A 22,921-nucleotide genomic window follows, 5' to 3' on the forward strand; every position below is an offset into this window, starting at 1 on the left:
CCCTTTGCCCCTTGCCCCATGCCCTTTGCCCCATGCCCTTGCCCCATGCCCTATGCCCGTCCCCAGTTTTGGGCTATATTTCCCTATGGACATGTCGAAGAGGAACTCTGGGTGCAAGGCATGAAATTCTGGGAAAAAAGCGTGTTAAAGAAGCTCCTCGCTGGGAGTTTTCCCTTTTTCAGGTGGGTGATGACATTGCTTCTGGTATGCAGCTTAGTTAGTTGTGGCGATAAAGCGGGTAGCCAGGAGGTATCTATTGTTAATCAAGAAAAGACTGGAGGAATTTCTCAAGTTTCTAAGCAATTTTCGGAAGTTGCTCCTCCTGCTGTTATCCAAGAATTACGCCCAATTTTGGAAGTCTATCAGCCACAAGTGACAATTATTACGCCAAAATCTGATGAAGTTTTCTCAGATAACAAAGTCACAGCGCGCTTCCAGGTGAAGGATTTACCAATATTTAAAGACTCACAATTACAATTAGGGCCATATCTTGTCGTAATTCTTGATAACCAACCTTATATACCTGTTTACGACGTGAATCAGCCCTTAGTTTTACCAGACTTGTCACCAGGTACTCACACGTTGCGGGTGTTTGCTTCCCGTCCTTGGCATGAAAGCTTTAAAAATGAAGGTGCTTATGCCCAGACAACATTTCATGTCTTCACTAAGACTGATGACAATAGCCCAGTTCCGAATCTACCGTTGCTCACTTACAATCGCCCTCAAAGTAGTTATGGGGCAGAGCCGATTTTACTTGATTTTTACCTAACTAATGCTCCTTTGCATCTGGCTGCCTCAGAAAATGCCAAGGATGAATTTAGCGATTGGCGTATCCGTTGCACAATTAATGGTGAAAGCTTTATTTTCGATCGCTGGCAGTCAATTTACCTCAAAGGTTGGAAGCCTGGTAAAAACTGGGTCAAACTGGAATTTCTCGATAATCAGGGAAATCCTCTGAAAAATGCTTTTAATACCACAGTTAGGCTGATTGACTACCAACCAAAAGGTAAGGATACTCTGTCGAGAATTACCAGAGGAGAACTCACAGCAGATGAGGTACGCGGTATTGTAGACCCAAATTATAAACTCGTACCCACCCCTGCTGTGGAAAAAACCCCTCAAATACAGCCAAGTCCAAAAATTCAAGTTCCAGAAGAATCAAAAACACAGCCAACAAAACCAGAACAACCAAAATTACAACCTCCAACGGCTGCACCATCTCCTAGCTTTTCGCCAACACCAGATATTATTAAGTCTCCTGCACCAGAACCACAGCCAACAGTAACGCCAACTCCACAAGTAACGCCTGCACCACAAAAAGTTGCACCTGAGCCAGCAAAACGAGGATTTGGCGGATTTTTCAACCGTCGTGCAGGTAAGACACCAACCCCAGAAACAACAGTTACACCATCTGCAAGTCCACAACCCACTTTGCCAGAAAGTCTTGAGTCTCCAACACCAAAAACTCAACTAGAACCACAGCCAACGTTAACTCCAATTCCACAAGTAACTCCAGAACCACAGCCAACGTTAACTCCAATTCCACAAGTAACGCCAGAACCACAGCCAACGTTAACTCCAATTCCACAAGTAACGCCAGAACCACAGCCAACGTTAACTCCAACTCCACAAGCAACTCCAGAACCACAGCCAACGTTAATTCCAATTCCACAAGCAACTCCAGAACCACAGCCAACGTTAACTCCAACTCCACAAGCAACGCCCTTACCTGAAAAAGTTGCACCTGAGTCACGAAAACCCTGGTTTGGAGGATTTTTCAACCGTCGAACTCCTGATACGCCCACACCAAAAGTAATAATTGCGCCATCTCCAAGTTCGCCACCGCAGCCTCCAGAAATTATTGAGTCTCCAGCACCAGAAACAGCTGCGCCATCGCCTGAAATACAATCAACACTTGATAAATAAAAGTGTTGACAGTCAACCGTCAACCATCAACCATCATCTACTGTTGTTTATTTTTTGCAGTTCCCTAATTTAGCTGAAGATACTCAAGTGTAAGTTTTGCGATAAAGCTTCCATGAAAACCAGCCCCGCCAGAGGATTTCCCACTGTATCTAAGGCGGGGCTATAACAAGCGATCGCCCCGGAACCTGGTACTATTGCTACAAGTCCACCACCAATGCCTGATTTCATTGGCAAACCAATTCTCACTGCCCACTCGGCAGAAGCTTCATAAAGTCCACAAGTTGACATCACAGCATTGACAATTGTGCGATTTTGTGTAGAGATACAGCTATTTGCAAAAGCTAGGAGTTTTCCTAACAAAGCTAAATCTTCAACTCGTCCAGATAAACAGCATATTTGCTCGTAGGTGTCAAGGGCTATTTCAAGATTTTCGAGATGTCCGATTTGGGCAAGATGATTAGCGATCGCTTCATTGGCTTTTGAACGTGTTAATCGTACAGAAGTCAACATCGCTTCATCCAAATGTAATTGACAACCTGCCAATTGATTAAGCCATTGGCAAAATAAAAGAGTGCGAATTTTAGCGTCTTTACCTGGTAACTTATCGGCAAGGGTAATAGCCCCGCTATTAATCATCGGGTTGCGGGGACGGCCGCCATCGCTAACTAATTGTTCTAAAGAATTGAAGGGTGCTTGTGATGGTTCTACCCCAACCCAGCCGAAAACTGTTTCTGCTCCTAGATGTTCTAAAAGATAAAGTAGAGAAAATGTTTTAATAACGCTCATCAGGGGAAACACACAGCTTGTATCTCCAAAGCTGATGGTTTTTCCAGATTCGCAGCAGATGTGAACAGCAAACCAATTGGGGTTGGCTAAGGCTAATTTGGGAATGCGATCGGGAATTTGTCCCTGTTCAGCTTGAGTTTTGGCTTGTTGTACGCAAGCTGATAATTCTGTGGAATTTAATCTATCAAGTCTTTTCAAAAGTGATATCCGCTAAAACCATTTCTAGTTTATACGGTTACTGTTAGCCAGTTTTTCGATTTAGACTTGTTGGCGTTTTAATTCTTGTATCAATACTTGACAACGCTTGATAGCTTCCCTCGCTTGTTGCCTGAAATGTTTGGCTTGCTCCTGGTTAGTTAAATCTGACTTTTCACGGCATCTATAAAACCTCTCTCTAAATCTCTCTCCTAAAAGGAGAGAGACTTTGAATTCTTGGTTTGGAAGTTAGATTTTCCGTTGACTTTTCCATATAACGTGAAAAGTCAGCTTGTAGCTGTGCGTAGGTTTTTAACAATACATTTCGAGTTGCTGGTTTTATATTTACGGATTAAATATTTATCTTTCTGGCAAAATCTTGATGAATATATTTAACAACACTATCTTCTGTATTTGAGCCAATGACTAATGTTGCGTGATGTTGGACTTTGGGTTCTGCGTTAGCAACTGCAATGGCGCGAGTTGCAATTTTAAACATTTTGATATCGTTAATTTGATCGCCAAACACGACAATTTCACTTTGTTTTAATCCATAATTTTCTAGTAGAGTCTGAATTGCTTGGTCTTTTGTAGCTCTGTAGTCATGGATTGTTAACCAGTACCAACCAGGAGAATATTGATTTTCGATTAAGTGTGTTTCTACACTAGTTCCATGTATTTCAATGATTGCACTTTCAAGTTCGAGTAGCTGTTGTGCTTGACCAATCACTGTGAGACAAACGACGCGATCGCTAAAACAATGGGTCAAATCTTCAATTGTTCGCCATCTGCGGTCTTTCTTCGTCAGACAATCGTTAAGATACCAGCGCATACCATCGTTGATTACATCTTTATAATATACGCAATCTTCTGTACCATTGAAGCTAGATACAAAGGGAACGCAGCGAAACTCTAAAATAAGTTTGTAAATACTTTCAACTATCTCAGGACTAATAGAATTAATGATTTCGTGTCTGCCAGAATCAAAATCAGAAATGAAAGCACCGTTAAATTCGATCACCGGGAGACGAAGATTTAAACCTTTTAACATTCTTTGTATAGAAACAACACTACGCGCACTGGCTACAGTAAACTGTAGTCCCTGTTGTAAAAGTTCATTCAGCATTATTTTGCTAAAGGAAGAAAGTGTTGCATGACTCCCAAGCAATGTACCATCTAAATCTGAAATATAGACAGTGTTCATAAATTTTGGTCAGTTCTAATGGAAAGAAAGATTATACCTGAATTTACACTAAAACTTTAGATTTACTGTAATATCCAAAAATTCAGTTCGCTAGCTTTGAATTTCCAATCAAACAAATGAGTAAACTTTACCCAATAACACTTTATGATGCCTCGTGTAAGAGCGCCAGAATTACCACAAAATTATTCATGGTTGAATACAGATAAACCTCTATCTCTTAAACAATTCAAGGGTAGAATTATCATTTTAGATTTTTGGACATATTGTTGCATTAATTGTCTACATATCCTACCAGACTTGAAATATTTAGAACAAAAATATCAAGATAGCCTTACCATTATCGGCGTTCATTCTGGGAAATTTGATAACGAAAAAGAAACTGAAAATATCCGCCAAGCTATCTTGCGCTACGACATCGAACACCCAGTTATAGTTGATAGCGGTTTTCGAGTTTGGCAAGAGTATGCTGTGCGTGCTTGGCCGACTTTAATGATTATCGACCCAGAAGGTTATGTAATTGGCTCTGTTTCTGGTGAAGGAAAGCGTAATGTTTTAGAAGAATTGATTCAACGGTTAATTCAACAACACAGCGATAAAGGTACAATTAATTTTCAAGAACTTAGCTTGACTTTAGAAAAACAACGCCAACCCTTAATTACACCTTTAGCTTTTCCGGGTAAAGTTCTAGCTACTCCAGCAGGTTTATTTATTGCTGATTCTGGACATCATCGCTTGATTATGAGTAGTTTTGATGGCGAAATTCTCCACGTAATTGGTACTGGTAAATCTGGTTTAACTGATGGTGCTTTTGACGAAGCGCAATTTTTTGCACCGCAGGGAATGACATTTGATGCAGAAAATCAAATGCTTTTTGTTGCTGATACAGAAAATCATGTGTTGCGGCGAGTTGATTTACAACGTCAGCTAGTAGAAACTATCGCCGGAACTGGGGAACAAAGTCGCAATATTCAACTTCATGGCGGTACTGGTTTAACAACTGCACTAAATTCTCCTTGGGATTTAGTGAAAGTGGGAAATTCCTTGTTCATTGCAATAGCGGGGTCGCACCAAATTTGGCAGATGGATTTGGAAACAAACGCCGTTAAAATTTATGCTGGTATGGGTGCAGAAGCTTGTATTGATGGTTCACTGACTGAATCTGCATTTGCTCAGCCTAGCGGTATTACTAATAATGAGCAAGAATTATATATTGCAGACAGTGAAGTTAGTTCCATTCGCGGTGTTGCAATTGTAGAACCTTACCAAGTACGGACTGTTTGCGGTAGTGGAGATTTATTTGGTTTTGGCGATATTGATGGACAAGGTGAAGATGTGCGTTTACAACACTGTTTGGGTGTGGAATATGCTCAGAATTTTCTATGGGTGGCGGATACTTACAATCACAAAATTAAATTAGTTAGTCCCAGTGGGAATTGTCAAACAATTTTGGGAAATGGTACTGCTGGTTTACAAGATGGACAAGGTAAAAACACTCGGTTTTTTGAACCTTCGGGATTGAGTGTTTTGGGTTCATATCTGTATATTAGTGATACAAATAACCATGTGATTCGACGTGTAGATTTGAATAGTTTTGAAGTGACAACTCTAGAGTTTGTTGGTTTGTGTGCGCCGGATGTTTGTATTCCGCCGAATTTGTAGGATAATTACCTCACACAGAGGCGCAGAGTTTTTATTTGTGTCTCTGAGTTTAAAGAGAGTATTGTAGAGCGATCGCTTTTATGTATTTAGTGATTTTTGATATTGATGGTACACTAACTAATACTTACAAAATTGACGAAAATTGTTTTGTACGTGCTTTGGCATTGGAATTTGCTATTTTTGGTATAAATACAAATTGGGCTGGATACAAACACACTACAGATTCTGGAATTACCCAACAAATTTTTATTGAAAAATTAGGACGTGTTCCCTCAGATGAAGAGTTAGTCAGATTTAAAAGATGTTTTGTAAGTTTACTCCAAGAAGCATTTATTGATAATCAAAATTTATTTAGTGAAATTCCTGGTTCAGGAAATCTATTATCTGAATTACAGCTAGACCCTGATTGGTGTGTGGCCATCGCAACTGGCGGTTGGAGTGAATCCGCTAAACTAAAATTGCAAAAAGCCAACTTACAAATAGCAGAGATTCCCTTTGCTTCTGCCGATGATGCAATTTCACGAGAAGATATTGTGAATACAGCTATCCTGAAAGCGAAAAATGTTTATCAAGTCGAAAAATTTGATCGTGTGGTTTTTGTTGGTGATGGCATTTGGGATGTTAAAACATCTGCTAATTTGAATATTGCATTTATTGGTATAGGTAATCTTGAATTAATTCATGTAGGTGCAACACAAATAATTAAAGATTTTACAAATTTAGAAGTTTTTCGAGCGATATTAAAAACAGCAAAAATTCCTATATTTTCTATGAATACTATTCTCCACATTACACAACGCCAACAATGGGAAACAGCAAAATTAATCGGTAGCTATCGGGCTGATTCACTCGATTTGGAAGGGTTTATTCATTGTTCTAGGTCAACGCAAATTGTTAAAGTTGCAAATAGGTTTTTTAAGCATCAAAAAGATTTAGTTTTAGTTTTTATTAATTCGGAAAAAGTTCAAGCTGAAATTCGTGAGGAGGAGGCGGAAATAGGGGAATTGTTTCCTCATATTTATGGGGAGTTGAATATTGATGCTGTATATCAGGTGATTGATTTTGCGGCTGGGGAAGATGGTTTTTTTGAGTTGCCGCAAGAAGTTGTAGATTTAGAATAATGTAACGAACCGCAAAGGACGCAAAGAACGCAAAGGAAGAGAGATGGAAGAGCGAGGGTTTGATGTGGAGGAGTATGTTAGACAGATGGGGTTATTGTTGGATTTGGAGATAAGAGATGAATATTTTGATGGGGTGGTGGCAAATTTTGAGAGAATTAGAGCGATCGCTAATCTCGTGAATTCTTTTCCTTTATCTGAAGAAATTGAAGTAGCACCGATTTTTGAACCATAGTCGCTTTAATTGTTGGCAAATATCTAGTAATTACCCTGAGTGTGAAGTATCAGTATGATACTAAGATATAGCCGATAATCCTATTCAAAAGATGCAATGAATAATTTGAATGATGCTGAATCTTTGAAGTCAGCAGGCGTGGGTAGATTATTGGTGCGTTTGCTTTGGGTGCTTTTGGGAGTTGGGCTGGTATCTACGCTGTTCTCTTTGCTGCAAGTAATTGCACAGCCACTTTATCAGCTACTCGCTTTTTTGGATGGACTGGTATCAATAATTTCATTGATTCTCGGTGTGACTTCAGTTATTGTTTTTTTGATTTGGTTACATCGTCTCCATGCAGATTTAAAGAATCTTTTTCAAGAATATCCCATTAGTCCAGGAGGTGCGATCGCCCGATTTTTAATTCCTATATATAGTCTTTGGGGAATAGCTAACACTTTATCCACTTTTGCGGATCGATTTAAAGGCGAAGGTGGCGATTTAACAAGTTTGAGCGAAAAAGTTAGGTCGCTAATAGCACCGCTTTATGGCTTAATGATTGGCTCAAATACTGTGGGGCGTATCGCTTTTACAGAAGCTGCTAAAAATCCTAATGATAAATTTTTACCAGTTTGGTTTCTATTATCCTGTATTTTAGATGTAGGTCTAACAGCTATTTTGCTGCAACTAGCAAAAACTATGCGGACTGCTATTACTCAAAAAGCGAAACGTGCGATCTCCTAAATATTCCAGCATGAATTTTGATTCAGCCGATGCTATGACGATAGCAGCTGCTGTACGTGAAGGCAATGTTAGCGCGGTGGATGTTACCAAAGCTGCGTTAGCACGAATCGCTATGCGGAATCATCAATTAAACTGTTTTACAAGTATCACCGCTGAGGCGGCTTTGGCTGATGCTGCACGCATTGATAGCGAAATTGCCCAAGGTAATAACCCTGGAGTACTTGCTGGTGTGCCTTTTGCGGTGAAAAATCTCTTTGATATTGCCGGTTTAACAACTTTGGCAGGGTCGAAAATCAATGCAGACAACCCAGCCGCAACCCAAGATGCAACCGCAGTGGCGAAGTTGAAGCAAGCTGGTGCTGTGCTGCTTGGTGCTTTGAATATGGATGAGTACGCCTATGGGTTTGTGACGGAAAATTCCCATTACGGTGCTACTCATAACCCACACGATTTACTGCGAGTTGCTGGGGGTTCGTCTGGTGGTTCGGCGGCGGCTGTGGCTGGTGGGTTGGTTCCCCTGACGCTGGGTTCTGATACTAATGGTTCGATTCGCGTTCCGGCGGCGCTGTGTGGGGTTTTTGGTTTGAAGCCGACTTATGGTAGGTTGTCTCGTGCTGGGGTGACTTTATTTTCTAGCAGTTTTGACCACATTGGGTGTTTTGCACGTTCGGTGCAAGATATTGCAACGGTTTTTGATGTGTTGCAAGGTAAAGACCATCGCGATCCGATTTGCACCAAGCATCCTCCTGTTGAAACGTTACATGTAACATCTCATCTAGATATCTCTGCAATCAAAATTGCGTTGGCGAAGTCCGCCGTTGGCATCGCTGGTGATTATTTCACCAAAGGTGCCCAAGCGGAAGCTTTAGCAGCAGTGCAACAAGTTGCTGATGCTTTGGATGTCACTGAATATATCACCATTCCAGAAGCACACCGCGCCCGTGCTGCGGCCTTTGTAATTACCGCTAGTGAAGGTGCAAATCTGCATTTGGATAAATTGCAAAGGCGTCCTGAAGATTTTGACCCAGCAACACGCGATCGCTTTTTGGCTGGCGCGTTAATTCCTAGTAGTTGGTATTTACAAGCACAACGGTTTAGAAGATGGTACCGCGATCGCCTCCGAGAAGTATTTCAAAATGTCGATATCATTCTTGCGCCAACTACACCAATTTCTGCCCCGTTAATTGGTCAAGAAACTATGAATTTGGACGGCGAAGAAATTCTCATTCGTCCTCATTTGGGCTTATTTACTCAACCATTATCTTTTATTGGTTTACCTGTTTTATCAGTACCAATTCAACGCCCCAATGCTTTACCTTTCGGCGTGCAATTAATAGCAGCACCATATAATGAAGCCTTAATTTTACAAGTTGCAGCAGTGTTAGAGGCAAAAGGTATAGTTTCAGCACCAGTAATTTTTAATGATTGATTGGTAAGTTTTTCAGTTAATTTTTTACGGGTAAAATCATTAGACTTTTTGCAGAAGTCGGGAAAAGGAGGAAAGACTAGCCTCTAAATTCTGTTATATTAAGCCCAAATTCGACCGCGACGAAAAGGTTTATCCGGCTCAGTTTTTTGAGCTTGCGCTTTCAACATTTCTTGCCACCAAAATCCATAATCTTCAAGTCCAGTGGCTAAAAGATGTTTTTCAATTTCTTTTGCTTTCTCTGAATTTTGGGTTAATTTCTGTTCTACTGATTTTACTTCTAAGGTAGTTTCTTTTTCTGTAGTTAGGGTTTTGATAACTACTAACTCTTGAGATTGAGAATTAGTAAATAGCACTTGTGACTGTTCCCAGTTAGCACCGTTAATATTACCATGATTGGCATTGGTAGTACCGTCATGAGCTACATTTTCACTACCTTCATTTAAAGCCCAATAACCAATTAATCCCGGTTCATTTCCTGCAAGACGTTGGTAAAGATTATTTTGGATTTGTTGTTGAGTTCGGGCTACTTTCCAAATGCGAACTTCAGCAATTTTACCTTGAAAAGGATAAGTTTCGTTATTATCTTTGTACGTCCCAATGAATAAATCATTTTCTGGTTCGTAATTAATTGCAGAATTGGCAATTGCTTTAGTGGCTTTTTCTACACCATCAATATACACCTTTATCTGTTTACCATCGTAGGTTCCAGCTAGATGATGCCATTGATTTAGCTTTAAACTATCAGCCTTACTACTAAGATAATGAATTTTTTGAGATGTAGTTTTTAAAGCAAAAAATACACCACTCTTGCCATCGAGAAGCAAACCATATCCACTTTCTTTGTCACTAGTGTCAAAAATATTAGAAATAATGCCAGTGCGTCGTCGTTGATTTTGACAATAAACCCAAGCTTCTAAAGTAATTTCCTTCTCAATTTTAAATTCAGGTTTTTTGCCTAAATTTATCGAGTCGTCTTGTCCATCAAATACAAGAACTGATTGTAATGATTCTAGTTGTTTATTCATATCAAAACTGGAGATTTTTTGTATAAGAAACTTGTAAATAAAAAAATATAATTAATTTTTGTGGGGTGGACATCTTGCCCGCCCAGTCTACGCAATATACCCACCCCACAAGATTGAATAATTTATTTCTAATTTCGCAAACTACGTCACGAAGATTATTTCGTGCCTAGTATAAACTCTCCCACAGAAGATTCTTCATAGTAGTCAATTCCCGTTGCTTTAGCAAAGATATCTGAATTACCCGCACCTATTCCACAGGGAGCTAAATTCATTGCAGTTGATACTAAATATAAAGTTTGGTATAAAACTCCAACGTGTTTTAAAATTGCAGCGTAGGCCATTGATTGGTATTTCCAAAACATGCGATTGAATCTCGCAGTAATTATAATTAAAACTTGCGGCATTTTCTGGCTACCATTAGATAAACAAGCTTCTGTGACTAAAGCTTCTACTTCTTGACTCCACTCAGAAACTAATTCTAATTCATGGGCATCAGGACGATAATGATATAGTGCTGCTTCTAGTCCTTCACAGTAGTTAATTAGTGGATAAATCTCTAACTCATGAATAGCACCGCCACCGGGATAAGGACGACGGCTTAATTGTCCCATATTTTCTTTATCAATTACCTCTTGGATTCTAGCAGAGCGATATAACAATTCTCCTAATTGTTCTATGGTGATTGGGTCTTCGCCGTACTCTCTAATTGACCGTCTTGATTCTAATACTTGAGTGAAAGAAATATCTGTTTTTGCTAAATCTTCCAAATCGGGTTTATATAATTCAATCACCTTGTTACTCATGGGCGGCTTGACCACAGGTAGAGGTTCAATTTTATCTAAGAAACGATATGTTCCCCCTACAGGATTGCTATGTCTACCTTTACGACTGCGACTGTGGAACAGGAGGTCGTGAAATTCCCATTGCATGAGATGAGAATTTTCGGTTTCTGAAGATAGCATTTGAGTAGCTAAAAGTAGACTGAGGAATTGTTGCGCTAGTTCTTCTGTGATGTCTGGAATTCCTGCTATTAATGTTGTGCTAGTTTGGGGCTGAGATAATTTAGTAATTAAGGCTGTGGCTCGCCAATCTAATAAAATGATTTTGGCTTGTGACTGGGGAGATTCTAAAACCATTTCCCCGTTTACTTGATGCAAATAGGCAAACCGAGATAGAGTAAATGTTTGTTGTTGCCAATTTTGAATTTGTGGATAGTTAATTTGATAGTTTCCCGTCATCGGGATAGCAGTAGCAAGAGGAAAAACTGAATGACAAATCCAGCCCAAGTTAGTTAGCCCTTGGAGATATTTATCAAATTTATCTTTTCCTTCAATTCCATCAGTTTCTACAACTAATTGTCTGAGGTCAGAGAGAGTAGCAGGGGAATGCTTGAGATGGTTGAATGCAGATTTTAAACCAGGTTGTGGGTGAGATAAAGTTAATTTATAAGTATTAGATTTAAGAATAATGCGCTCATTCTCTGGAATTAAGTCAATTTTTTTTGCTAAAGAAATGGTGAAAGCTGAGTTCATGGTATTAACTAAAATAGTAAATAAAAATTAAATCGTTCGTAGTGAGGACTTTAGTCCTCTGTGCAAGACGCTACGCGTAGCTTGCTTCCCCGTAGGGGTACACTACAAGCAAACATTTGTTTAGAAATTTCAAAATAAGAATATTCAATTATTCCTTGTACACTGGGCGTCTCGCCCGCCCAGTTTATATGGCGGGCAAGATGCCCACCCCACAAGCAATATACCCACCCCACAAGTATGACTAAGGGCATGAAAGTTACTTGCCTTGATTTAAATTGGCACTGATATCGGATTCATTTGTTCTTCTGTTAACGGTGTAGATAACCAGCCCATTTTTACAGGAACATCATAGATGCGTTTTGCCCCCATCCTCAGCCAGTAATGTGGCATTTCTGGCACAATAACCTTAACAACATTTAAGCCGATATCTGGGCGAGTTTTATCTAGTACTAAAGTTTCTAATCCAGCGTTTTTGGCAATTTCTACACAAGTCATGACATCTTGATAGATATCATCGCTCCAACGCTGTTGATAATCTTGATAAACTTTTGCTGGAACTGTAGAGTCTGGAACTAAATAAGGCTGATTTTCAATGGTTGCTTTTTTAAACCATTCTCGCATTTCCCCAAACTCTTTATTCACCTCTGCATCATCACAAGTGAACCCGACTTGATTCACTTCGGTAACTGCCCGCAAGATGGCAATTTTAGGGTCAAAATGCGTTCCAAAACCCAGAAGAATTGTTTGCTGTGCCTTACCTTTAAGATAGGAGACAGCCACAAAAGTGGGAATGCCTAAATCTGCTGTGACATCCAGTACCCATAAGTCACGATTTTTGCTTTTGTATAAATCTTGCACTTCCAGCAGATATGGTTCGTTAAAACTAGCTAAATCCACACGGGGACGCTTAAGGCGGTTATACCACCAAATTGATATACTATCCCGTTCGACTATTTCAAAGAATCCTTGCAGAATTGCTTCTTCGAGAGTATTACCAGTGGCATCGCCATTAGAGTTGGCACGACAAAATTCATGGTCTTCCGGCAGAGGATAGCCGTAGTAACAATAAGCCGTGGGAATGTATTTGTGGGTTTGTTCGGTTAAAGACCAAACGGGAGTCCATTCAATGACTTTAGTTTCATCGAAGGGTTGAGGAATCCAATCAAAGTGCCCCCCTCTCCGGTTTAATTCCTCACGATATTCATATTGTTCGGAACTAAAAAGCGAACACTTTGCTGGATGGATGGCTTTATCTCCTAACTCGGCTAAAGTGGCACTAATTCGGGGTTCGTTTCCTTGGTAAACACCAGAATAACGTTCGATCGCTTCACAAAACCCACTAGCTTTTGATTGACGGTCAGTTTTTCCTTTGCCCCCACTTTTATGCTTAAGATAACGGCGCAATTTTCCTATATTGGAAGCAACTGCAAAGCTATGGATAGCATTATAGCTATGGAGCAAGCTATCATCAGGGTCGGAAGACCTAACTAGGGAAGTGACCACTCCTGTAATAGGACTAATTAGGTGTTGATAGCGATTAACAGTTTGGTCAGGAGAGAAAGCACGATGTCCGCCATCGCTGGTAAATTGCTTTTTGCGGCTGCTGAGAACTAAAGGTTGAAAAGCTCGTTCGGTCAATAGATTGGGGTTGCCGCAGCTGGGACATTGGGGACGTAAACTAAGAATGTGGGTTTGGATATCTAAGTTTCTCTGGTCAAAGGTGATAACTTTTCCTTCTAAGGTAGGGAAGGGTGTTGTGTCTTCTACACCTTGTTTAACAATCCATTTAGCAATTTCTGTAGTTGCTAGCTGCAAGGCAGTTTGTAAAGTAGATGGAATTACCGCCGGAGGAGGAGGAAGACATTCAATTACCTCTGATTTGACTTTATTTCCATTGCTTTGTAGCACAGAAGAATCCGACTCTTGGCTAGGAGAAAGTTGCAATGAACTATTTTTTTGCCTTAATACTGAAGCTTCCACTTCTCGGTTCACCCTCAGACGTTGGGCGAGGCATTCCCAACAGCCTGTTATTTGAGGTTGGAAGATTGGCCCTAACCAAAGAATTGTACCAACGGGTTTAATTAGCAACCAAGGTTGATTGCCTTTGAGGGCTATTTGATTGATTTTATTTAGTTCGGGTTGGAGATAGTCATCGGTTAAAACAACTAATAGAGAATGAGGCGGAAATTCTTGTAATTCTCCATCCCAGTTGATAGCTTTGATTCCTACTTCTTCTAAAGCAGTGATTAACGGTTGGGTGGGAAGATTGGCAACTGAAGAAACATAAACTTGGGTTTGCTGCAAACATTGGTAAGCAACTTGGGGTTCTACTTTCAGCAAACCCCAAAAGGCAACTGCTTCTGGAGTAAGTTGGGAAATGGCTTCAGTTATGTAGCCTCTAGCTTGCAAGCGTTCTAGGGCATAGTCAATGTGACTGGGGTCTACTTGCAGTTTATTGATAATTTCATCAACGGTATAGTTGCCGTTGAGGAGGGGGATCAGTTGGCAGTAGAGTTCTCCGGTAAGGGCATGGGTGGAAGATTCACTTAATAAATAGACGTGCTTGGGTTCGATAATTTCAGCACGAAAATGGGGTTTTATTTGGAGAATTTTCATATTGCTATTTTTATGTGGCAAGGGCTGGTTTATGATTTAGAAATTTATAGTTAAGTCAGGTGTAGAAGGAATGTTTTTTTAACGCAGAGGGGCGCAGAGTTAAACGCAGAGGGTTACTTAGTTTGAAGGGGATTTGTGAGGGAGTAAATTTAATCAGAGAAGACAAACCCAAGCCAATCCTACTAAGATAGTAAGCTTTTGCTATGGGTTTGTTTCTTTAATATTTTTATTCACTTCAAACTGATATGAAAAATCAGACAACTTACTCGTTCAAAGTGTTAGTAGACGAGTTAGTGACGTGGGGAAGCTATCAGTTTATTGGTACTAATAAAGTACTTCAATGAAGTGAAAAAATTTTTCAACTCTTAAGCAAGTTGATATATCTGCTTTTGAGTTAGTTATACACCACTGCTTGTTGGGATGGAGGGGGATACACCACCGTCTCCACCACCGTATTGAGAAGCGTTTACACCGCCAACTCCTACGCCATCAACTGTCAACTCTTCTTCTGATAAGTCGAGTTGCATTCCGGGCATAACACGCATTGTAGGCTCAGAAAGTTTGGGTTGCAAACGAGTTTGTTTTTGATTTTCTTCGTGATTTTCTGGTCTCATGAGAGATTTCTCCTAATGAAGTAAATCGAACAAAAAGTTTCTCTAAAAGAAAGTTTTTTTAAACAAAACTTCTTTAACGGAAACTTTTAATTTCTTATATCACGATGAACAAGGGTTAGCAATAAGCTTTGTTGAAGAAATATTTTGAATGAATTTTCTTAAGTGTCTTAACTGTCCGTTAACAATGTTCTTAAGTGTCTTAACTGTCTTAACTGTCTTAACTGTCCGCAAAAAAATTTCCTTAACTGTCTTAACTGTCCGCTAGAATTAGCTGATTGTTGTAACGATACTTAATAAAGTTATTTTTTTTGATTTTTTAGCAATTTGGCTATTGATTTTTGGTGACAATAGTCCTATATAATTTTTCAATCTAGAAAAAATAGCTTGAGTGCGATCGCTATTTCTAATCGATCGACTATAAAGTTTTCTATTGAAATTACTTAAGTAATAAGAAAATGCTCAAACTAAATTGTTTGAAATTCTCTAGACTCTAAAACTTTTTTTGCGACTACCTCATGTCTAAAGTCAAGATAATCCCTGGACTGACACATCTGTGGGAGCAAACACTGGGCAAATCGGAAATTTGTGTAGCGGTGCTAGATGGGTTAGTCGATCGCTCTCATATTTGCTTTCAGGGAGCCGATTTGAGAGAAATTCCCGGCATGGTAGAATCTATCCCCAACCCAGAAGGGCTGATGCATCGACATGGAACTCATGTTGCCAGCGTGATTTTTGGGCAGCACGGCTCGCCAGTTGAAGGAATAGCACCTCGATGCAGGGGTTTGATTATTCCCATTTTTTCCGACAAAGGTCGTAATTTATCTCAATTAGATCTGGCACGAGCCATTGAACAAGCAGTCAATTCCGGGGCGCACATTATTAATCTAAGTGGTGGGCAACTGGCTGACTATGGTCAGGCGGATGGCTGGTTAGAAAAAGCTGTGGCTTTGTGTAGAGAGAATAATGTTTTACTTGTGGCCGCAGCTGGCAATAACGGCTGTGAATGTTTGCATGTTCCCGCCGCCCTGCCGGCTGTGTTGGCAGTGGGAGCGATGGACGATGGCGGCCAGCCCATTGATTTTAGTAACTGGGGCGATACATATCAAACTCAAGGCATTCTTGCACCAGGCGAAAATATTTTGGGGGCGAAAGCCGGAGGCGGAATTAAAGAGTGGACTGGCACAAGCTTTGCTACCCCCATTGTCTCAGGAGTTGCAGCGCTGTTATTGAGTTTGCAGCAGCAACGTGGAGAAAAACCCGACCCGCAAAAAGTTAGAGACGCTATTTTACAAAGTGCTATCCCTTGCGAACTAAAAAACCAAAGCGATCGCCCCCGGTGTTTAGTCGGCAAACTAAATATTCTTGGTGCAATGGAAAAACTCAAAGGAGGAAAAATGTCACAAGGACAAGAAGCCTTAACGGCCTCCGGTTGTGGATGCGGAGGTATTAACAAGGGCGATTCTTTATACCCGATAAATTATATGAATCATTCAGCAGCAGACAGTAGCATATCGCCTTCAGAAGTAACGAGTTCTGAGTTTGACGGTGTCATGGAATCTGCGTCAACGGAAGCATCAACACCAGCCTTAGCCTCTGTTAGCAGTCCAACCCCAAACGCAATTTCCACTGAAGCCGCATCTACACCCGATGCAAATGTTTCTTTACCCACTTCTGCCGATCTTGCCGCTTTTCAAAACCTTTTGCAATCCTACATAACATCACAAAATCAACCTATGTCTTATCCTGTTGCTTCCTCTGTCACTGCTAGCCAAGCTCCTAGCGATATTAATCCTGAAACTTTAGTTTACGCTTTAGGTACATTGGGTTATGACTTTGGGACTGAAGCTAGACGAGATTCCTTTAAACAATTGATGCCTGGAATTAGCATTGATAATACAGGAGTACCAGCAAATCCCTACGACGCTCGCCAAATGGTTGATTATTTGGCAGAAAATCCCTCGGAAGGTAAATCTTTAATTTGGACGCTGAACTTAGAACTCACTCCAATTTATGCCATTGAACCCAAAGGAGCTTTTGCTAGAGATGTCTACGGGGTTTTACAAGAACTGCTTTCTGGGCAAATTCAACCAGAAGACGACCCAGAATATATAGAACGCGTTAGCATCCCCGGACTTTTAACTGGACGCACCGTTAAACTGTTTTCTGGGCAATATATTCCGGTAATTGAACCACAAAATACGCGGGGGCTATATGGTTGGAAAGTCAACACCTTAATTGGTGCTGCCTTAGATACAATCGGCACTCAAGTGGGAGAATCGCAAGAAGACAATGTTCGCAGAACCTTGGGTGGCTTCCTCAACCGGATTTATTATGATTTCCGGAATTTGGGAACCACTTCTCAAGACCGCGCCTTGAATTTTGCCACCACCAATGCTTTCCAAGCAGCCACAACCTTTGCTCAAGCTGTGGCGGAAGGAATGGAACTCGATACCATCACCGTTGAGAGAAGCCCCTTCTGTCGGAAGGACAGTGATTGTTGGGATGTGAAATTGAAGTTCTTCGACCCAGAAAACAACCGTCGAGCCAAAAAAGTCTTCCGCTTTACCATTGATGTTAGCGATTTAATTCCTGTTACCTTGGGCGAAGTCCGCACTTGGTCGAGTGCTTACTAATTATTTAATATGCAATTTTTGACCAGTAACCAAACTCATGCACCCCCTGATAACCACTGGCAAAAGCAGCGTCAATTGTATAATTTGGCACGCTTTAACCAGAATAAAGATATTAGCGATAGTTGGGTGCGATCGCACAATCTGAATTTAGCCAAACAAGCCGGAATCAAGCCAGGGAATTACATTCTCGATGCTGGTTGTGGGGCGGGAATTCCGGCGCTGCAAATTGCTCAGGAGTTCCCAGGAATCAGAATCGAAGGAATTACTTCATCCCAAACCCAAGCCCAAGACGCTAGAGGGCGGGTACAAGCGTCGGGATTAGGCGATCGCATTCAGATTCGGGTGGGTGACTTTAATTACCTGCCCTTCCCCAATGGAGTATTTGATGTCGCATTTTTTAATGAAAGCATTAAATACTCCAAAAATCTCACTCAGGTTTTAGCAGAGGTCTACCGGGTGTTGCGTCCGGGAGGTCAGTTATACATAACAGATTTGGTTAGTCAAGAACTGCCTTTAACTGAGCAACAGCAGCGAGAATTGGCAAAGTTAAATCAGGATTTAATTTGCCATATTTATCCTATTAGTGAATTAGCAAAAGCAGGTCAACAAACAGGTTTTCAAAACATTGAGTTTGGGGATTTCACCAAACAACTGCCCACAGGAGATATGAGAAAACTGTGGCTGCTAAATCCTGCTGCTAATTTGCCAGTTTATTATGGAGAAATTAAAGCTAGTAAAGGTGTAGCCTCTCAAATCACCCCAAGTCAAAAACTCGAAGTTCCCGTTCAAACCCGAACTAGTCGTTTAGTTTATGCACTGGGCACTGTGGGCTATGACTTTGGCTCCCAAGCACGGCGAGATTCCTTTAAACAATTAATGCCTGGAATTGCAATTGATGGCACAGTAATTCCAGCCAATCCCTACGATGCCCGTCAGGTGGTAGATTATCTAACAGATAACCCTCCAGAAGCAAAATCTCTAATTTGGACGTTGAATTTAGACTTAACTCCAATTTATGCCATTGAACCCATTGAAGCTTTTGCTGATGATGTTTATGAAATCTTACAATTGCTGTTAGCCGGACAAATAGAACCAGAAGACAGCAATAATTACATCGAACGGGCAAGTATCCCAGCAAGATTGACAAATAGAACAGTTCAGCTATTTTCTGGGCAAATTGTTCCAGTAATTGAACCAGAAAATATCCGGGGGATGTATGGTTGGAAAATTAATAGCTTGGTGGATGCTGCTTTAGAGACGTTAGCAACAGAAGGTGAAACACTAGAAATCCAAAGAGCAAGAGTACAAAGGACTTTAACTAGTTTCTTGAACCGCATCTACTACGACTTGCGAAACTGGGGGCAAACAGACAGAGATAGGGCGCTGAATTTTGCAGCTACTAACGCTTTTCAAGCAGCTTCTACCTTTAAAGAAGCAGTGGTGGCGGGTTTGGAACTCGACAGCATTGAAGTATATAAAAGCGCTTACTGTCGGTATGATAGCAACTGTTGGGACGTGAAATTGAAGTTTTTTGACCCAGAAAGTAGCCGTCGGGCAAGAAAAATTTTCCGTTTTACTATTGATGTACGCGAGATCATGCCTGTCACCTTGGGCGAAGTGCGTTCTTGGGCTGCACCCAAATAAGCTAGATTATTTATCAAGCAAATATTAACTTTGGACAACTATGAGATTACCAAAACTTGCTCCTCCAGTGAAAAGACCGGATATCATTTATCCCCACCGTTCCGTGGATGTCATTAATGGCACAGTAGAAGATTTGGTTCACATTCGCATGGATTTATTACACGGAGCTAACTATAACGATCCTCCAGCCTTTAATTACAGTGCTTGTTCTCAATCTGGCTATGGATGTGGTGGTTGGTGAATTCAGGAGTCAGAATTCAGGAGTCAGGAGTCAGGAGTCAGGAGTCAGGAGTCAGGAGTCAGGAGTCAGGAGTCAGGAGTCAGGAGTCAGGAGTCAGAATTCAGGAGTCAGAATTATGAATTTAATTCTGTAAAACTAGCAAATGAATAAATGGATTTACAGGACATCTCATCTAAATTAGATAAAGCACTGACAAATAAAAAATATCCAATTCTCTCTTGTGGGGTGGGCGTCTCGCCCGCCCAGTCCATAGGAAAAACAACATATTCACCCCACAATATTGGATAATTTATTTTTTTGAGTTCCCTAAATAAGGGCGGGCAGGATGCCCACCCCACAAGATTTATCATATTGAGATGTGTGGTTTGTTTAATTGCAAAGTGCTGTAAGTCCTTCACTAAATATTTGATTCTAAAAAAATATTTTCTAGGGTGGGTAATGATTACCCAAGCTTATACATATCGGCAGGGTAAAAAAATAAATTATGGTAACTTATAAACCGATTCAAGTTGATAGCGAACCTTATTTAGAATACATTGGTAAACATAAACGTGCCTTTGACATTTACGAAGACCTATATCCCGTTAAACTTTTTGAGGATTTTGTACAAGTAGAGGGTAGGCAAGGAGGTATGTTTCGCTGTGGTTGTAATGTAACTAAAGATGAATTGTCTCCGGCTCGGTTTGCTCTTTTCTTTCCTACACAAGACGATTTGCAATTGCTTCACAACCCCCAACAGCAACTTGAAGCAGCTTTTGACTTTTTTCGCAAAGTAGAAGGTCGAGCAGAAGTCAAGGTTAATTATCATCTGATTGAAAAGTTTTTTGGGAAAAATCCTGATTTTCGAGGGATTTATTTTATTGCTGTGGGTGTAGATGCACAGACAGAAATTAGTGAATCCCGTTTAAAATTGTTTATTCACCTGCATGATGCCCCTGACAAAATAGAATCTGCCATTGCTTTGTGTGGTGATAGTCCAACATTACGAGCATTCTTAATCAACAATGATTTATTAGTAGGTTTTGACTTTTATTTAGATGGACGCAGTGAAATCGAGGTTTATCCAACTATTTATCAAGAAGAGTTGCAACGAGCTGATATCCAAAGTAGGATATTACCACTTTTACCTCCCCGTGCTTTACCACTACTAAAGCAGTGTGAAGTCTTGCAAATCGGCTTTAGTCCTGCCAATAAAAGTAATATTCTTTATTTCGATTTTGTTCGCGATTCCAATACCTTTATCGATAATCTTGGTAATGAAATGGCAAAAAAAGTCCATGCCTATTACCGCCATCAACCCGTCAAACATGTACTAGTTGGTGTTTCTGAAAAAGACTTGTACGCTAGCTCTATTGAAAAAGTGAAGCTGTACTACTTTAAAAAGTAATGTATATCAAAAAATCAAAAATTAAGTAACAAAAACTTCAATAAAAATCAAAGTTATGGTGACATCTAATCCGATTCAAACTAATAGCGAACGGTACTTAGAATACATTGGTAAACATAAACTTGCGTTTGATATTTACGAAGACTTATATCCCCTTAAGCTGTTTGAAGATTTTGTAGAAGTAGAGGCTAAAAAAAGAGGTTTATTTTACATTCTTTCTAATGTAGATAAAGATGAAATATATCCGGCTCGGTTCTGTTTGAGATTTCCTTCACTAGAAGAAGCTCAACTGCTTTATAATCCACAACAACAACTACAAACCGCCCTTAACTTTTTTCGTCAAGTGGAAAGCCGACCAGAAGTTAAGCTCAATTATCACCATATTCAGCAATTTTTTGGTACTATTTCTGACTTTCAAGGTATTGTTTTGATGGCTGTTGCCATAGATGCCCGTACAGTAATTACTGAGTCGCGTCTAAAGCTGTATATTTGGCTCAAAAATGCTCCGGAAAAAGTAGAAACAGCCATTGCTTTGTGTGGTGATAGTCCAACATTGCGGGCATTTTTAGTTAATGATCAACTGCAAGTAGGTTTTGATTTATTTTTCAATGGTGAAAGCGAAATAGAGGTTTATCCAATCATCAGTCAAGATGAGTTGCAGCAGTTTCATATTCGCGATCGAATAATCCCACTCTTACCACCTCGTGCTTTACCGCTACTACAGCAATGTGCAGTTTTTCAAGTAGGTTTTAGTGAAGCGAATGAAAGTAATATTCTCTATTTTGATTATGTCCATGACCCCAATAGCTTTGTCGATAATCTCGGTAATGAGATGACTAAGAAAATTCATGCTTATTATCGCCATCAGCCTATTAAATCTTTGACAGTAGGCATTCCCGAACACAATTTTTATGGACGGGCAATTGAGCATGTGAAACTATATTATGATATGAATTAATATTTTGATTTTAAATAAGATCAAGTCGATCCGAGTAATCTAAAAAATCAAATCAGGAGAGTGAATTATCATGGCTAAGAAGCAGCAAACCCCAGAAAACTCAGAACCAACTCCAAAAAAACAACCAGAAGGAATTCCCAAACAAGTTGAATCTCATTTGTTAGCCACTGGTTTAGAAGATTACGGTTTCTGGTGGCAAGAAATGTTAAAAGCACAAGCCAATTCAGACAAAGAACGCAAACCTTTCCGCCGGGGTCGGATTTGGGCTTGATTAAGAGACTTTGAAGAAATTAATTACTACTTGTGGGTTGGACATCTTGTCAGCCCTTCTTTACAACTCTGAGTCTTTAGCTGGTGCGTTGCAGTGCGTGACAACGCACCCTACTTTTAAAAATTAATTATAAGTGCGATCGCCATCCTACTTTGACGACTTGCAACATCCATTCACAAACTTTCAGATCCTTTTCTACAAAAACTCATTCTTCAATAAGTCCACAAGAACTCGAAGCTAAAACAACTTAAGTTGAGTTTATACATGGATATGTTTTTCCCGAAATTTTTGTTTTTATATAAGTAATACTAAAACTGTTCTCGAAAAATTCATTTGTTATTTATACAAAGTCATTGAATGATAAATAAACAATAAGTCTTCTTCAATAAATTTGTTGTTAATTTATTAATCAACATGTTTTAGTAAGTCCGGCATGTTCTGGAGTGACTAATCAACATGTTTTAGTAAGTCCGGCACGTTCTGGAGTGACTAATCAACATATTTTAGTCAGTCCGGTATGTTCTGGAGTGACTAATGTTTCTTTTGTAGTAAGGTGCGTTGCGTTTTACGACAACGCACCATCTATATTTGTGCTAAGTAGGTCAACTTAATTAAACATAAAACAATGGTAGGGTGCGTTATCGCAAAGCGTAACGCACCTCAATTGCTATAGTACAGTCTACAGAGGTGCGTTAGCCTACGGCATAACACACCCTACATTTATT

General features: G+C 40.1%; 18 protein-coding genes and 1 pseudogene. 13 read left to right on the forward strand and 6 right to left on the reverse strand.

The window, feature by feature from the left end:
* Window positions 1–120 precede the first annotated feature (120 nt).
* Entirely contained in the window at window positions 121–1,926 is a 1,806-nt protein-coding gene (locus tag GNE10_RS13655) for a hypothetical protein (RefSeq protein ID WP_260446877.1), read from the forward strand.
* 69 nt (window positions 1,927–1,995) lie between these two features.
* Here GNE10_RS13655 and GNE10_RS13660 read toward each other — a convergent pair whose 3' ends face one another.
* Both GNE10_RS13660 and GNE10_RS13665 read right to left on the reverse strand, forming a co-directional pair.
* Entirely contained in the window at window positions 1,996–2,910 is a 915-nt protein-coding gene (locus GNE10_RS13660) for a glutaminase (protein ID WP_185565641.1), read from the reverse strand.
* A gap of 349 nt (window positions 2,911–3,259) precedes the next feature.
* Window positions 3,260–4,111 (reverse strand): HAD family hydrolase, encoded by an 852-nt coding sequence (locus GNE10_RS13665; protein WP_099068408.1) that lies wholly within the window; start codon window positions 4,109–4,111, stop codon window positions 3,260–3,262.
* 144 nt (window positions 4,112–4,255) lie between these two features.
* On the opposite strand from GNE10_RS13665, the gene GNE10_RS13670 reads away from it, so the two are divergent.
* The 6 genes and pseudogenes from GNE10_RS13670 (at window position 4,256) to GNE10_RS13690 (ending at window position 9,275) form a co-directional block, all read left to right on the forward strand.
* Window positions 4,256–5,770, forward strand: a complete 1,515-nt coding sequence (locus tag GNE10_RS13670; protein ID WP_185565642.1) for a thioredoxin-like domain-containing protein — start codon at window positions 4,256–4,258, stop codon at window positions 5,768–5,770.
* Between the two features lie 80 nt (window positions 5,771–5,850).
* Window positions 5,851–6,420: pseudogene (locus tag GNE10_RS35920) on the forward strand (HAD family hydrolase); the annotation flags it as partial.
* Window positions 6,421–6,540: 120 nt separating this feature from the next.
* Window positions 6,541–6,891 carry a DUF952 domain-containing protein gene (locus GNE10_RS35925; RefSeq protein ID WP_260446878.1) on the forward strand — a complete coding sequence of 117 codons (351 nt, stop codon included), beginning with the start codon at window positions 6,541–6,543 and terminating at the stop codon, window positions 6,889–6,891.
* A gap of 43 nt (window positions 6,892–6,934) precedes the next feature.
* The gene (locus tag GNE10_RS13680; RefSeq protein ID WP_185565644.1) at window positions 6,935–7,123 is read left to right on the forward strand and encodes a DUF4089 domain-containing protein; all 189 of its coding nucleotides are present in this window, start codon (window positions 6,935–6,937) and stop codon (window positions 7,121–7,123) included.
* A gap of 96 nt (window positions 7,124–7,219) precedes the next feature.
* Window positions 7,220–7,846 (forward strand): DUF4328 domain-containing protein, encoded by a 627-nt coding sequence (locus GNE10_RS13685; RefSeq protein ID WP_185565645.1) that lies wholly within the window; start codon window positions 7,220–7,222, stop codon window positions 7,844–7,846.
* Between the two features lie 10 nt (window positions 7,847–7,856).
* Window positions 7,857–9,275 carry an AtzE family amidohydrolase gene (locus GNE10_RS13690; protein WP_185565646.1) on the forward strand — a complete coding sequence of 473 codons (1,419 nt, stop codon included), beginning with the start codon at window positions 7,857–7,859 and terminating at the stop codon, window positions 9,273–9,275.
* Between the two features lie 98 nt (window positions 9,276–9,373).
* Here GNE10_RS13690 and GNE10_RS13695 read toward each other — a convergent pair whose 3' ends face one another.
* The 4 genes from GNE10_RS13695 to GNE10_RS13710 form a co-directional block, all read right to left on the reverse strand.
* Window positions 9,374–10,300, reverse strand: a complete 927-nt coding sequence (locus GNE10_RS13695) for a LamG-like jellyroll fold domain-containing protein (protein ID WP_185565647.1) — start codon at window positions 10,298–10,300, stop codon at window positions 9,374–9,376.
* Between the two features lie 155 nt (window positions 10,301–10,455).
* Window positions 10,456–11,832 carry a SagB family peptide dehydrogenase gene (locus tag GNE10_RS13700; protein ID WP_185565648.1) on the reverse strand — a complete coding sequence of 459 codons (1,377 nt, stop codon included), beginning with the start codon at window positions 11,830–11,832 and terminating at the stop codon, window positions 10,456–10,458.
* Window positions 11,833–12,102: 270 nt separating this feature from the next.
* Window positions 12,103–14,448 (reverse strand): TOMM precursor leader peptide-binding protein, encoded by a 2,346-nt coding sequence (locus tag GNE10_RS13705; protein ID WP_185565649.1) that lies wholly within the window; start codon window positions 14,446–14,448, stop codon window positions 12,103–12,105.
* Window positions 14,449–14,846: 398 nt separating this feature from the next.
* Window positions 14,847–15,062, reverse strand: a complete 216-nt coding sequence (locus GNE10_RS13710) for a hypothetical protein (protein ID WP_185565650.1) — start codon at window positions 15,060–15,062, stop codon at window positions 14,847–14,849.
* Between the two features lie 515 nt (window positions 15,063–15,577).
* Here GNE10_RS13710 and GNE10_RS13715 point away from each other — a divergent pair.
* The 6 genes from GNE10_RS13715 (at window position 15,578) to GNE10_RS13740 (ending at window position 22,196) form a co-directional block, all read left to right on the forward strand.
* Window positions 15,578–17,695 carry a PatA/PatG family cyanobactin maturation protease gene (locus GNE10_RS13715; RefSeq protein ID WP_185565651.1) on the forward strand — a complete coding sequence of 706 codons (2,118 nt, stop codon included), beginning with the start codon at window positions 15,578–15,580 and terminating at the stop codon, window positions 17,693–17,695.
* Window positions 17,696–17,704: 9 nt separating this feature from the next.
* Window positions 17,705–19,339 (forward strand): PatA/PatG family cyanobactin maturation protease, encoded by a 1,635-nt coding sequence (locus GNE10_RS13720; RefSeq protein ID WP_185565652.1) that lies wholly within the window; start codon window positions 17,705–17,707, stop codon window positions 19,337–19,339.
* 40 nt (window positions 19,340–19,379) lie between these two features.
* Window positions 19,380–19,580, forward strand: coding sequence for a cyanobactin biosynthesis system PatB/AcyB/McaB family protein (locus GNE10_RS13725; protein WP_185565653.1), 201 nt, complete (start codon window positions 19,380–19,382; stop codon window positions 19,578–19,580).
* Between the two features lie 484 nt (window positions 19,581–20,064).
* The gene (locus tag GNE10_RS13730; RefSeq protein WP_185565654.1) at window positions 20,065–20,967 is read left to right on the forward strand and encodes a LynF/TruF/PatF family peptide O-prenyltransferase; all 903 of its coding nucleotides are present in this window, start codon (window positions 20,065–20,067) and stop codon (window positions 20,965–20,967) included.
* A 55-nt stretch (window positions 20,968–21,022) separates the two neighbouring features.
* A complete protein-coding gene (locus tag GNE10_RS13735) occupies window positions 21,023–21,925 on the forward strand; it encodes a LynF/TruF/PatF family peptide O-prenyltransferase (protein WP_185565655.1) in 903 nt (300 codons plus the stop codon).
* Between the two features lie 70 nt (window positions 21,926–21,995).
* Complete coding sequence (locus GNE10_RS13740; RefSeq protein WP_185565656.1) at window positions 21,996–22,196, forward strand: cyanobactin biosynthesis PatC/TenC/TruC family protein; 201 nt, start codon at window positions 21,996–21,998, stop codon at window positions 22,194–22,196.
* Window positions 22,197–22,921: the final 725 nt, after the last annotated feature.

It is taken from the genome of Nostoc sp. 2RC, assembly GCF_014222165.1.
GTDB lineage: Bacteria > Cyanobacteriota > Cyanobacteriia > Cyanobacteriales > Nostocaceae > Nostoc > Nostoc linckia.